Annotated in this window: 9 protein-coding genes; 3 read left to right on the top strand and 6 right to left on the bottom strand. The window is 63.3% G+C overall.

Annotated features, from left to right (window positions below; genetic code table 11):
* Entirely contained in the window at nucleotides 1-858 is an 858-nt protein-coding gene (folP, locus tag DES43_RS19040) for a dihydropteroate synthase (protein ID WP_035032557.1), read from the bottom strand.
* A gap of 82 nt (nucleotides 859-940) precedes the next feature.
* Between folP and DES43_RS19035 the strand changes: the two genes are divergently transcribed.
* Together DES43_RS19035 and DES43_RS19030 are read left to right on the top strand one after the other, a co-directional pair.
* Nucleotides 941-1,558 (top strand): DUF922 domain-containing Zn-dependent protease, encoded by a 618-nt coding sequence (locus DES43_RS19035; protein WP_035032665.1) that lies wholly within the window; start codon nucleotides 941-943, stop codon nucleotides 1,556-1,558.
* Between the two features lie 49 nt (nucleotides 1,559-1,607).
* Nucleotides 1,608-3,092 carry an MDR family MFS transporter gene (locus DES43_RS19030; RefSeq protein WP_035032554.1) on the top strand — a complete coding sequence of 495 codons (1,485 nt, stop codon included), beginning with the start codon at nucleotides 1,608-1,610 and terminating at the stop codon, nucleotides 3,090-3,092.
* A 100-nt stretch (nucleotides 3,093-3,192) separates the two neighbouring features.
* Here the strand turns inward: DES43_RS19030 and DES43_RS19025 are convergent, their stop codons facing one another.
* Together DES43_RS19025 and DES43_RS19020 are read right to left on the bottom strand one after the other, a co-directional pair.
* The gene (locus tag DES43_RS19025; protein ID WP_035032550.1) at nucleotides 3,193-3,513 is read right to left on the bottom strand and encodes a 2Fe-2S iron-sulfur cluster-binding protein; all 321 of its coding nucleotides are present in this window, start codon (nucleotides 3,511-3,513) and stop codon (nucleotides 3,193-3,195) included.
* A 92-nt stretch (nucleotides 3,514-3,605) separates the two neighbouring features.
* The gene (locus DES43_RS19020) at nucleotides 3,606-3,980 is read right to left on the bottom strand and encodes a phosphorelay protein (RefSeq protein WP_051520817.1); all 375 of its coding nucleotides are present in this window, start codon (nucleotides 3,978-3,980) and stop codon (nucleotides 3,606-3,608) included.
* A 298-nt stretch (nucleotides 3,981-4,278) separates the two neighbouring features.
* Here DES43_RS19020 and DES43_RS19015 point away from each other — a divergent pair, with 298 nt between their 5' ends.
* On the top strand, nucleotides 4,279-10,653 hold the full coding sequence (locus DES43_RS19015) for a kinesin (RefSeq protein WP_133675993.1): 6,375 nt from the start codon (nucleotides 4,279-4,281) through the stop codon (nucleotides 10,651-10,653).
* Between the two features lie 423 nt (nucleotides 10,654-11,076).
* Here the strand turns inward: DES43_RS19015 and DES43_RS19010 are convergent, their stop codons facing one another.
* The 3 genes from DES43_RS19010 to DES43_RS19000 form a co-directional block, all read right to left on the bottom strand.
* A complete protein-coding gene (locus tag DES43_RS19010; protein ID WP_035032540.1) occupies nucleotides 11,077-11,727 on the bottom strand; it encodes a YiaD family glycine zipper/OmpA-like lipoprotein in 651 nt (216 codons plus the stop codon).
* 141 nt (nucleotides 11,728-11,868) lie between these two features.
* A protein-coding gene (gene prfB / locus DES43_RS19005) for a peptide chain release factor 2 (protein WP_133675991.1) occupies nucleotides 11,869-13,000 on the bottom strand; the annotation gives its coding sequence in 2 pieces (ribosomal slippage) (nucleotides 11,869-12,933 and nucleotides 12,935-13,000; 1,131 coding nt in all).
* 228 nt (nucleotides 13,001-13,228) lie between these two features.
* Nucleotides 13,229-13,483 (bottom strand): transposase (locus DES43_RS19000; RefSeq protein ID WP_166647785.1); only part of this gene is annotated, 255 nt, incomplete at its 5' end.

The raw sequence follows: 13,483 nt of genomic DNA, 5'->3' as shown, positions 1-13,483 counted from the left end.
CTAGTGTCCGGACAGGGCGGCAAGACGGGATTGACGCGCCAGCATAGCATCTGCGACGGCCAGGGCATCCATGTTGATTGCGACATCGTGGACGCGAAAAAGCTGGGCGCCTTTCAGACGAAGAATGACGCTGGTGGCTGCCGTTCCCGCATCGCGATGCGGTGCCTCGCGTCCGGTGATCGCGCCGATGAACCGCTTGCGCGAGGTGCCCGCCATCAGCGGAAAGCCCAGTGCATGCAGTTCCTCGAAGCGCACCATCAGGTCGAGATTGTCCTCGGGCGTCTCCTTGGCGAAGCCGAAGCCGGGGTCGAGCACGATCTGCGCATGGTCGATGCCGGCCTCGCGAGCGATTTCCAGCGACCGGCGCAGGAACAGGAACTGGTCTTCGACGGGATCGGCCAGCTTCTCGCGCTCCCGCCCCGTATGCATGATCACCAGCCCTGCCCCGGTATCCGCCGCCACCCTGGCGATGCCCGGCTCGCGCTGGAGTCCCCACACATCGTTGACGATATGCGCGCCTGCCGCCACCGCCAGCCGCGCCGTCTCTTCCCGGTATGTGTCCACGGAAAGAAGAGCCCCTTGGAGCGAAGCCAGTGCCTCGATTACCGGCAGGACTCGCTTCTGCTCCTCGGCTGCGCTGACGGGCGTGGCCATGGGGCCGGTGGATTCGCCCCCGACATCTATGATCGCCGCGCCCTGCGCGATCATCTGGCGGGCCTGCGCCACCGCCTCATCGAGCGTGGCATATAGGCCCCCGTCCGAAAAGCTGTTCGGGGTCACGTTCAGGATACCCATCACCACGGAACGCAACCCGAGATCGATATGGCGGCCATGCGCCAGATGCCACTGTCTCATCATGCCTGCCGTTCAGCCTGTGGCGATTGACCGCTTTTTCGTTGCGCCGAAAGCCGCCGTAACGCAAGGTGCAGCCAGAGACAACATGATGAAGAAAATTTTCCTCCCCCTTATCATCGCAGCCACAACCGCGACGCCAGCCGCCTCGGAGACCGTTTCGAAAAGCTACAGCTATTTCGGCGTCGGCGGCACCACATTCGAGCAGATCGAAAACGATCTCTTCAAGCGTGGACCCCATGTGAAATCGACCGGCCTGCGCCATCCGGGCGCGACGCGGATGAACTTCACCACCAAGATTGGCTACGCCAACGATGGCCGCCATTGCCGCATCGTATCCGCGGATACCACCGTAAAGGCCAGCATCGTGCTGCCGAAATGGCGGCAGCGCAGCCGCGCGAACACCGAAGTCCGCATTTTCTGGGATACGCTGTTCGCCGATATCAAGAGGCACGAGGAGCGCCATGTCGAGATCGCAAAGGCACACGCCCGCGAACTCGAACAGGCATTGAGGAAGCCGGCACGATACAGGTCCTGCGACGAAGCCGCGGCCAGGGCCAAGGAGATTTCGGCCAGGGTGCTCGCAAAGCATGACCGCGCCCAGATCGAGTTCGACCGCGTCGAAGGCATCAACTTCGAGAACAGACTCCTGCGCCTGTTGCTCTATCGCATCGAACGGCAGGATAAGGCCGGAAAGCAGAGTTGACGCGCGCCCGGCGCGCCCATCGTTTTCTAAATCGGAGAAAAGAACAATAATGGACCAGCCGATTGGCGGCCAGCCGAAAGGGGCCGTTCCCAGCTTCTCGCTCATCGACGGCGAAAAGAACGTCATCATAGCAGGTGTGCTTCTTGCCATGCTGCTGGCGGCTCTCGACCAGACCATTGTCGCGCCTGCCCTGCCAACCATGGCCGCCACGCTCGGTCATGCCGAATATCTGTCATGGGTGGTGACGGCATATCTGCTTACCGCGACCGCGGTCGCCCCTCTCTACGGCAAGGTTTCCGATATTTACGGTCGCCGTCCCGTCATTTTCGCAGCGATCCTGATTTTTCTGGCCGGCTCCGTCATCTGCGCGCTTGCGCCCAACATGCTGGTTCTTATAGCCGGCCGTGCCGTGCAGGGACTTGGCGGCGGCGGCTTGTTCGCGCTGACGCAGACCGTGATCGGAGACCTCGTGCCGCCGCTCGAACGCGCCCGCTATGCCGCCTGGATTTCCGGCACATGGGCGGTTGCCAGCGTCGCCGGCCCCTTGCTCGGCGGCGCCTTTGCCGAACACCTGCACTGGTCGCTGATCTTCTGGATCAACCTGCCGCTCGGGCTCATCGCCATAGCAGTCGTCAACAAGCCGCTGAAGAAGCTCGCCATCGCCGGCACCCGGCACAGAATCGACGGCTGGGGCGCGCTGCTGCTCATCGTCGCAACCTCCATGTTGCTGCTGGCTGTCAACTGGGGCGGTAACCGCTATGCCTGGAGCGATCCGCAGATCGCAGGACTTCTGGCGGGTTCGGGCGCATTCTGGTTCCTCTTCGGCCTGCGGCTGCGCATGGCCGATGAACCGCTGGTGTCGCTGGAGGTTCTGGGCAATCGCGTGGTGCTGGCCGGCACGGTCACAATGTTCCTTCTGCAAGGCGGCAGCATCGGACTTGCCGTCTATCTTCCGGTTTACATGCAGGCCACGCTGGGACTGTCGCCGGGCGACACGGGTCTGGCGATGCTCGGTCTTCTGCTGGGCATGACAGTCGGCGCCGGCATGAGCGGCCGGCTCGTTCCGCGCATAAAGAACTACAAGCGCATAGCGTATAGCGGCCTCAGTTGTGCCGTTCTGAGCCTCTTCGCGCTCGCCTGCATTGCCGATCGGGCACATCTTCTTGAGGTGGAGTTCGCCACCACCATCGTCGGGGTCGGCATCGGCACGATTTTTCCGGTTTCGACGATCGCGGTGCAGAACGCTGTGGAGAAGAAGGACCTCGGCATCGCCACGGGCCTGCTGACCTTCCTGCGCTCTCTTGGAGGTGCGGTCGGCGTTGCCGCGCTCGGCGCCATCGCCCTCGGCAACGATCTCCCGCTTGCGGGCGAAGGCGCGATGGCGGCCGACATGGCCGGCCCTCACGGATCGTTCTCGATCATATTCATCGCCGCGGGCGCCATGCTGGCCGTCTCGCTCTTGACGTTCACCTTCATGCCGCAGAAGCCTCTGCGCGGCTACGATGCCGCTGACGCCCCGATCATGCCGGAGTGAGAAAGCCAGAGCAGCGGGCGGTCTGACGGGCGCTGCTTCGGCTTCTTTTCATGGCTGCATTTATGCGACGTCAGACGATTCCGCCCGACTGCAAAATGCTCTACCCCTGACGTTCCGGGATCGATACGATGAGACCGTCGAGTTCATCCCGAATCCTGATCTGGCACGACAGGCGCGAGTTCGGGCGGACATCATAGGCGAAGTCCAGCATGTCTTCTTCCATCGCCTCCGGTTCGCCGACGATATCCGTCCATTGCTCATCGACATAGACATGGCAGGTGGCGCAGGCGCACGCGCCGCCGCATTCGGCTTCGATGCCGGGCACGGAATTGCGGATGGCGCTTTCCATGACGGTCGAGCCATTTTCGGCTTTGACATCGAAACGGGTGCCGTCGTGGGCGATGAAGGTCAGCTTGGTCATTTGTTCACCTGAGGGGAAGCCTTCGCGGAGATAATCACTCCGCCGGCCAAGTCAACTGCGGCGCAAGATCGCCATCGCCGGCGTGTGGACGATCAGGGCTGCTGTTCCCACCGGAGCAGGAAATTCAGAAATTCGGCAACGGCCTGTTCAAGGCGTTTCCTGTGCTGCTCCACTTCCGGCTCGCGCTCCAAGGCATCCGCGCAATCGGCAAGCGCGAAGGCCCCGACCCCACGCGCCGCACCCTTCAGTCCATGCGCCATGGCGGCACGCTCTTCGGGTGAAGCAGAGCCGACTCGCAGGCTGGTCGAGCGCGCCTGTTCCGCGAGCAGATTGAGCACTTCGCTCTGTAGTTGCCTGTCGCCCATGGTTTGCCGCTCGAGATGGACAAGGTCCACGGGCGATGCGGGTACTTTCCCACAGCTTTCCATTGCGTGTCCCGAACTGGCCATATGCCTGCCTTTATTCATGCGCCCAACTCCCCCGCGCGTCGATCACGATCGTCGATGCGCAGGGCAATCTGGCAATAAGCGGTGGATAGCAGGTTAAGGATTGGACCATGTGCAACCCGAAAAAACCGGGAATTCCGCGGTTTCGCCCTCACGCCGCCGTTAACCTTATATTTAAAGTTTTACGCATCGGCACGAATGCATGTTTTATTTACCCCCCTGTGTCATTACGATACGAGGCTTCCATAGTTGGCCTCTCCGCAGGGCGTGAAGAACCAGAACAAGACGCTCCACGCAGCTAGTACAGGGTAGCGAAGGCATGGCGAAGAAAACCACGACGGCAAAGTCCCTCGACAAGGAAGTTGCCCAGGAGCTTGAAAAAGCCCTCGATCTCGAGCTGGATCTGGACGCGTCCGATATCGGCGATCTCGATATTGCGGCCTCCATGGAGGATCTGGAAGCGCAGATCGCGGAAGCTGCCGACGAACTGGCGCGCGCAAGCCGCACCTCGCAGGAACGGCAGCCCGAGCCTGCGGCAAAGGCCGCCGCGCAGGTTGCCGAATCGCAGCCCGCCCCGTCCGATCTTCGCCCCGTGGAGCCGCAAGCTGCACAGCCTGCGGGCCTTGCGCCGGCCCCCGCGGGTTTTGCACCGGCCAACGACGATCGGCAGAAGGACTACAAGTCGCTTCTCCACAGCCTCAACCGCCGTGCGCCGAACACCATCTATTGGGTCGTGGCGTTCCTGTCGCTGGCCTGGATTGCGGGTGCGGCCGCGCTGGCCAATCTGGTCATCGGCCCCGAAGTCTGGCAGGTGCGCTCCTTCGAGCAGTTCCTCGCCCGTCCACAGCTGATCGGTCTTGTCGTCGCCACCGTCCTGCCCATCATCCTGTTCTGGGCCTTTGCCGCCATGGTGCGCCGTGCGCAGGAAATGCGCCTTGCCGCCCAGTCCATGACCGAGATGGCGTTCCGCCTGGCCGAACCGGAAAGCATCGCTCAGGATCGCGTCATGGCGCTTGGCCAGGCGGTGCGCCGCGAAGTCGCGGCCATGGGTGAAGGCATCGAACGCACGCTTGCCCGTGCCGTCGAGCTGGAAACGCTGGTGCACAGCGAGGTCAACCAGATCGAGCGTTCCTATTCCGAGAACGAGGCGCGCATCCGCTCGCTCGTCGACGGTCTTGGCAGCGAGCGCGAGGCTGTCGTCGGCCATGCCGAACGCGTTCGCGCCTCGATAGCCGGCGCGCATGAAACCCTGCGCGAGGAGATCAGCTCCGCTGGCGACGCCATCCGCGAAAGCATCAAGGGCGCTTCGACCCAGCTTTCGATGACCATCACCTCCTCCGGTGACGCCCTGATCGACCGCATCAACGAAAGCTCCCTGTCGATCTTCGATTCCGTCGAAAACCGGCTCGATTCGATCACCGACCGCCTGTCGACCTCGGGCGAGGCATTTGCCTCCCTGCTCGACACCCGCATCGCCAAGCTGACCGACAGCGCCGACGGCCTCACCCGCTCGCTCACCGAACTGCTGGACGACCGCACTTCGGGCATGGTCTCGCTGCTTGGTGGCGCCGCGCGCACCCTCACCTCCGAGTTCGAGGCGAGCCTGTCCGGCATCGAGCGCACGCTGGCCGAGCGCGGCCAGGCGCTGATCAGCGAGTTCGAAACCCGCGCCGAGGCGCTGGACACCGGCACGCAGAAGCTCAACGCAGCGCTTGAAGCACGCGCCCGTCAGATCAACGAGACGCTGGCCGAGCGCACCCGCGACATCGCCACGGCCTTCAACACCGGCAAGGATACCCTCTCCTCGATGATCGAGCAGGGCCGCAACCAGATCGGCTCCGACATGGCCGATCTGATTTCCTCGACCTCGACCATGCTCGAAACGCGTGCTGGCGAGTTCGCCGGCCGCCTCGAAGCCGCCCGCGACACCGTTTCCTCCGCTTTCGACGCGGATATCGAAAAGCTGGCGGAGGCCCGCGCCGGCATCGACGAGGCGGTGCGCAGGCACGGCGCCGAGATGGCCGAAAGCCGCGAGCGCATGGCTGCCGCCCTGCACGACGATCTGGCGAAATTCGCCGAAGGCCGCGCCGAGATCGACACTGTCGTGTCAAGCCAGATCGAGAAGCTGGCCGAAGGCCGCAGCCTCATCTCGCGTGCCCTCGAGGAAGACCTGCGCAAGGTCAACGAATCCCGCGCCGCCATCGACGCCTCGCTCGGCACGCATCTCGAAACCCTCGAGGAAGGCCGCAAGCGGCTGGCGGATTCCCTGCACGAAGACTCCCAGAAGCTCGTGCAAGCGCGTGCCAGCATTGACGAAATGGTCTCCAGCCATGTCGGAAAGCTGGCCGAAGGCCGAACCATTCTCTCGCGCGCGCTCGAAGCCGATCTTGCCAAGCTGGCGGAAAGCCGGTCGAGCATCGACGGCCTCGTCGCCGGGCAGGTCGAGAAGCTGGCGGAAGGACGCGACATTCTGCGCCGCGCCATGGAAGCGGATCTTTCCAACATCAACCGCATGATCGCCGAGCACTCCGAAAAACTCGCCGGCGACCGCAATCTGCTGTCGCAGGTTCTGGAAGCCGACCTCGCCAGGCTCGAGGAAAGCCGCGCCGGCATCGATGGTCTGGTTGCCGGCCAGCTTGAAAAGCTCGCAGAAGGCCGCGACTTCCTCAGGACTGCGCTCGAAGCCGACCTCGCCAACATCAACCAGATGATCGCCGAGCATTCCGGAAAACTGGCCGGCGACCGCAGCCTGCTCACGCAGGCGCTGGAATCGGATCTTGCCAAGCTGGCCGAAAGCCGCGCAGGCATTGACGGTCTGGTTGCCGGGCAGGTCGAGAAACTCGCCGAAGGCCGCGATATCCTCAAGTCCGCCCTCGAGCGCGATCTGGACACCATCCGCACCGTGATTGCCGAACAATCCCAGCAGCTTGTCGGAGAGCGTGAACGCTTTTCGCATTCGCTTGAAGACGATCTGCGCAATGTCAACAACCTCGTCGGCGCACACGCCGATCGTCTGGTGCAGGAGCGCGCTGCCCTTGCCAGAGCATTGGAAGATGACCTTGCCAGACTGGCCGAGAGCCGTTCGAGCATCGACGGTCTTGTGGCGGCTCAAGTCGAGAAGCTGGCCGAGGGACGCGACATCCTGCGCCGCGCGCTGGAGGCCGACCTTGCCAGGCTGGCCGAAAGCCGCTCGGACATCGACGGCCTTGTCTCCGGACAGGTCGAGAAGCTGGCCGAAGGCCGCGATATTCTCAAGCGTGCGCTGGAAACGGACCTCGGCACCGTCCAGCAGGCCATTGCCATGCAGGCTGAGAAGATGGCCGAGGAGCGCGCCAGGCTCTCGCAGGCGCTGGATGAGGAACTGGCCCGCGTCAACACCCTCATCGAGCAGCATGCCGGCCGTCTCGTGATGGATCGCAGCGCGCTGTCACGTGTGCTTGAGGAAGACCTCGCCAGGCTGGCCGAAAGCCGCGCCGGCATCGACGGTCTGGTTGCCGGACAGGTGGAAAAGCTGGCCGAAGGCCGCAATATCCTCCAGCGCGCGCTGGAAGCCGATCTGGAGAAGATTTTCCAGAGCCGCGGCCAGATCGAGGAAGCCGTTTCAGGTCAGGTCGACAAGCTGGCCGGCGCCCGCCGCGAGATCGACTTGGCCGTCAGCGATCACATCGAACGGATCGCCTCGACCAGCACGCGTATTTCGGACTCGATCACCGGTGACATCACCCGCATCGAGAACGCTTTCGAACGCCAGACCGGCGTCATCGAGGAGCGTACCACCACCATGGAGCGCGCCCTTTCGATCGGCGTCGACAATATTCGGGGCACGCTTGAAAAGAGCGCCGTGTCCGTCGCAGGCGCTCTGCGCGACAAGGTTCTGGAAATCACGTCGATGCTCAACGAGCAGGCCGGCATGGCCTTCACCGACGCCGACCGCAAGATCGCCGAGCGCGCCGAACAGACTTCGGCCGCCCTGCTCTCGCGGGCACAGGATATTTCCCGTGCCTTCGAGGAAGCGGAAGGTCGTCTTGCCAGCCGCGCGCAGGACACGTCCTCCATGCTGATCGCCCGTGCCGAGGAAACCGCCGACAGCCTTGCGGCGCGAGCCGGATCCATCGTCGAGAGCTTCGAGGTCGCCGACCAGCGCCTCGCCCAGCGGGCGATCGAAACGGCGCAGTCGCTGGCGGCTCGCGCCGGCGACATCCTGCGCAACTTCGAGGATGCCGACGCCCGTCTCGGCACCCGCATTGGCGAATCCGCCGAGGCTCTGGCCGCACGCGCTGCCGATCTCGGCCGCATCTTCGAGGCGGCTGACGAAAAGCTTGTAGCGCGCATTGCCGAAGGTTCCGAGGCTCTTACCGTCCGTGCTGCCGAGATGAGCCAGATCTTCGACGCCGCCGACCAGAAACTGACGCAGCGCATCGCCGAAGGCTCGCAGACCCTCGTCGGCCGCGCCGTTGAAGTGGGACGCGTCTTCGAGGAGGTCGACCAGAAGATCACCCGGCGCATCGCGGAAGGCTCCGAGGTTCTGGGTGACCGCGCAGCCGAGATGGGTCGCGTCTTCGATGATGTGAACCAGAAGCTGACGCAACGCGTTGCCGAGAGCTCCGAGGTTCTGGGCGAACGCGCCTCTGAAATCGCCCGTGTGTTCGACGAAGCCGACAACCGTATCGTTTCGCGCATTGCCGATACGGCATCGACCATCGGCCAGCATGCCGAGAACATCGTCGGCGCCTTCGCGCAGACGGAACGGCAGGTTGCCGAGCGCGCCGTCGAAACAGGAAGGGCTCTCGCCGATCAGGCGCGCTCCATCGAGAGCGCGCTTGCCGGTGCCGACGAACGTCTGGCCGCCGGTGCCGCCAACGTCGCGAGCCGCATCGGCGACGAGGTCGCCAGCGCCGAGAACCGCTTCGCGCGGTCGGCGGAAGCGATGGGCGAGAAGCTGAACGAGCAGATCGCCCAGGCCGAAAGCCAGCTCTTGGCCCGCGCCAACACCATTGCCGAGACCTTCACCGCTGTTGGCCAGCATATCGGCCAGAGCACCAACGAGGCGGCAAGGACCATCGGTTCCAACACGCGCGAGCTGAACGATATGCTGGCCCAGCGCTCGTCCGAGATTTCCCGCATTCTCGACGAGACCGCGCGTCCGCTGGTGGAACGTTTCGCCGATGGCGGCTCCGAACTGCAAAAGAGCATGGAGGAAGCGACCGAGCGCGCTACCGAAAAGCTGCGGCAGGAAAACGCACGGCTTTCCAGCGCGCTCGCCAACCGCACGGCGGAAACGCTGTCGGCGGTGGAGAACGCGCGCGCGACGCTTGCCGAAAACATCAACGACCTCATCGGCCGTCTGGGTGCGTCCAGCCAGGGGCTCGGCCAGCTCATCGAAAGGGCGGCAGCCAACCTCGGCGAGATCGACGAGAAGCTGGCTGGCAGTACCCAGAGCTTCGCGGCGACCACCGAAAAGGCCGCGCAGACTTTTGCAAGCTCGGCGCGTCTGGTCGACTCCAACACCACGCGCCTCACCGAACTGTCCTCCAACACACTGCGCGAGGTGGCTTCCATCGCCACCAGGTTCGACGAGCACAGCCGCCTGCTGTCCAGCGCGTCCGAACTGCTCGGTTCCGCCCAGAGCAATCTGGAGCACACGCTGGAGCGCCAGTCCTCGCTGGACGACCTCGCCGTCGGTCTGGTGAAGAAGTCGGAAGATCTCGAAAAGGTCATGAAGTCCTTCGAGTCGCTCGTCAGCCGCACCTTGCAGACCGCCGAAAGCCGCACGCTGGAATCGGCCGACAAGATCCGTTCGTCCATCGGCGATGTCGTGGAGGCCGCGACGAAGCGCTTCGCCGACGCCACCGACGAGATGCGCCGCACCGCTGCCGCCATCAAGAGCGAGCTGGACATCACCCGCGCCGAGCTGAAGCGAGGCGTGGTGGAGATGCCGGCGGAGGCGAAGGAATCGACCACCGCCATCCGCCGCGCCGTTTCCGAGCAGATCAACGCTCTGAAGGAACTGTCGGCGATTGTCGCAAAGTCCGGACGCAGCACGGACGCGCCGCAGTCGGGCAACTTGCGCCCTGCAACCCAGGCCCCTGCTCCGCGTCAGGCCGGGCAGCCGACGCGCCCCGCTCCGCAGCCCTCCGCCGGCCCGCTCGGCGACACGGCGCTTCGCGGCGCGCTCGACAAGGAGCAGAGTTCGCAGACGGCACCGCGTCCGCGCGAGCCGGAAGCCCGCCAGCAACCGCAGCAGGGTGGCTGGGTTCGCGACCTGCTCACGGGCGCTTCGCGAGACGAGGCCGCAAAGCCGGCAGCGGATGCTCCGCACGCCGCAAAACCGGCCGAACGTTCGCCGCTGCATGTGGTGGAATCGCTCAACTCGCTGTCGGTCGACATTGCCCGGGCCATCGACCACGAAGCGTCGATCGAGTTGTGGAACCGCTACCGTCGCGGCGAGCGCGATGTGTTCACGCGCCGCCTCTACACCCTCAAGGGCCAGCAGACCTTCGACGACATCCGCCGCAAGTATCAGGCGGAAGCCGAGTTCCGGGCCGCCGTAGACCGTTATTGCGAGGATTTCGAGAAGCTGCTCAAGGATGTTGCCCGCACCGACCGCGACAACATCATGACGCAGACCTACCTCACTTCCGATACCGGCAAGGTCTATACCATGCTGGCCCACGCCAGCGGGCGCCTGCGGTAAAAAGCGGTTTAAGCCGAACCGAAAAGGGCGAGAAATTCCCGCCCTTTTCTTTTGATCTGCACATCGATGCGACCAGCTTCCGCAACAGGCGGCGTCATGCCCGCAGCCGGGCAGGCAACCGGAACCGTGGCGGTTTCCTTCGGGCATCGCATGGAGAAAAAGTGCCCTCCATGCCGGGAAGATGCGCGAAGCAAGCGCGGGGTTGCTCGCACATGCCTACAGATCGGGTCGCGAGAGCGGCGGACGCCCGGATAAATCCGGGTTGCCGCTCTATCTGTTTGTTTCAGCCGCATTTCTGTGATGCCAGACGTTTCCGTCTGACCGCAAAATGTTCTGAGCGAAACTGCATTCCTGCGAAGCTTTCGCCAAGCAACAAAAAAGGGCAGGAAAACCCGCCCTTTTATCGAGGAGCTCAGACCGTGGTCAGGTGAGCGGCGAAAGCTGGATTTCGACGCGGCGGTTCTTGGCACGACCGTCTGCCGTTGCATTGGTGGCGATCGGGCGGGTCTTGCCGAAACCGCTGACAGCGAAGCGGCGCTGATCGACGCCCTGCCCGGCAAGGTAGTTGGCCACGGACAGTGCGCGACGCTGCGACAGATCGTAATTGTGCTGGTCGCTGCCCGTGGAGTCGGTATGGCCATAAACGTCGACCAGCGTCTGGTTGTACTTGCGCAGAACCAGCGCCACCGAGTTCAGCACCGGATAGAAGTCGGCGCGCACGGCATCCTGATCGACACCGAAGGTGATATCGGACGGCATGTTAAGCATGATCTGGTTGCCGACCCGGGTGACGCTCACGCCGGTACCCTGCAACTGCGCGCGCAGTTCGGCCTCGTTCTGGTCCATCTTGGTGCCGACCAGACCACCTGCGATTGCGCCGACGCCTGCGCCGATCAGCGCATTGCGGCGATCGTCGCCACCTGCCAGCGTGCCGAGCGCCGCCCCTGCCAGCGCACCGATGCCGGCGCCGCCGGCCGTGTTGGAGATCTTCTGCTGGCCGGTATAAGGGTCGGTCGTGCAGGCTGCTGCAAGCGCACCGACAACCATCGTGGCGATCACGGTTCTGGTCTTCATCAGGATTGTCCCTCGTAAGCTGCGACGCGCAATGCGCCTTGACCCCTTCCGGCCCGTTCTAACACAAAATACGGCGAAATGCGGAACCTGTAATCCCTATCGGCTCAAATCTGCACCTGTCGGTTCCCGATCAGGCAGCCCTCAGTCGATATCGGCTATGGCGGCGCCTTCGCTTCCACTGATGCGGTGAGACAGCGATGCTTCCATGAACTCGTCCAGATCGCCGTCCAGCACGTCTGAAGGACTGGTCGATTCCACGCCGGTGCGCAGATCCTTCACCAACTGATAGGGCTGCAAAACATACGAGCGGATCTGATGGCCCCATCCTATATCGCTCTTGGACGATTCGGTGGCATTGGCCGCCGCCTCGCGCTTTTTCAGCTCTTCCTCGTAGAGACGGGAGCGCAGCATCTCCCACGCCTTGGCACGGTTCTTGTGCTGTGAGCGCTCCGCCTGGCACGCCACGGCGATGCCAGTGGGGATATGGGTGATGCGCACGGCCGAGTCGGTCGTGTTGACATGCTGGCCGCCTGAGCCCGACGAACGGTAGGTATCTATACGCACGTCCGACTCCGGAATCTCGATGACGATCGAGTCGTCGATCACCGGATACACCCATACGCTGGCAAACGAAGTGTGCCGGCGCGCATTGCTGTCGTAGGGCGATATGCGCACCAGCCGGTGCACGCCCGACTCGGTCTTCAGCCAGCCATAGGCATTGTGGCCCTTGATCAGGACGGTGGCGGACTTGATGCCTGCCTCCTCGCCATCGTGGACTTCCAGAATCTCGACCTTGAAACGGCGGCGTTCGGCCCAGCGCGTGTACATCCGCAGCAGCATGGAGGCCCAGTCCTGGCTCTCGGTGCCGCCGGCGCCGGCATGGATTTCCAGATAGGTATCGTTGGTGTCGGCCTCGCCCGAAAGCAGCGTTTCGACCTGCCGTGCCTTGACCTCGCCACGCATGGAACGAAGAGCGTCTTCCGCCTCCGTGACGATGCTGTCGTCACCCTCTTCCTCGCCCATGGCGATGAGTTCGAGATTATCGTCCAGCGCCTGCGTCAGGCTTTTCACCGCACCGATCCCGTCTTCGAGGGTCTGGCGCTCACGCATCAGTTTCTGGGCTTCCTGGGGATCGTTCCAGAGACTGGAATCTTCCGCCAGTACGTTCAGATACTCCAGTCTTTTCAGGGCCTGATCCCAGTCAAAGATGCCTCCTCAGCAGGCTTATGGCCTGCTTGATTTCGTCGACAATGTTCTGCGTTTCGGCGCGCATGGCGGGCGCTGTTCCCTTTGGTTACGATGATCCGATTGATTGGCGCGATACATAGGCAGCAGTGCCGCGCCTGTAAAGCGAAATGGGCGGGCATGGCGTCCTCCCATCATCTGCCATAGCAATTCCAGCAAAAGTGCGAAGCGGTTTTGCGTTCGGAATTGCGTAAAAACAGAGGGTTAGAGCGCTTCTGCAATTCGAGGAAAAGCAGAAATGCTCTAGGTAGGGGACTCATTTGAGCCATTGGGTTGCAAGAGCAACAAGGGTGATTGCGGCGAGGTAGTTGACGGCGAGACGGTCATAGCGTGTTGCGATACGCTTCCAGTTTTTGAGCTTTCCGAACATGCGTTCGATGATGTTCCGGCGTCTGTAGGCAAGCCTGTTGAGGGGATACGCGACGTCACGGCTTGCGCGTCCCGGAATGACAGCCTCGATACCCCGCTCGCCGAGCCAGTCACGTAGCCGATCGGCGTCGTAAGCCTTGTC

The organism is Aquamicrobium defluvii, from assembly GCF_004363725.1.
GTDB lineage: Bacteria > Pseudomonadota > Alphaproteobacteria > Rhizobiales > Rhizobiaceae > Mesorhizobium > Mesorhizobium defluvii.
This window is presented reverse-complemented; position numbering and strand designations above follow the sequence as displayed.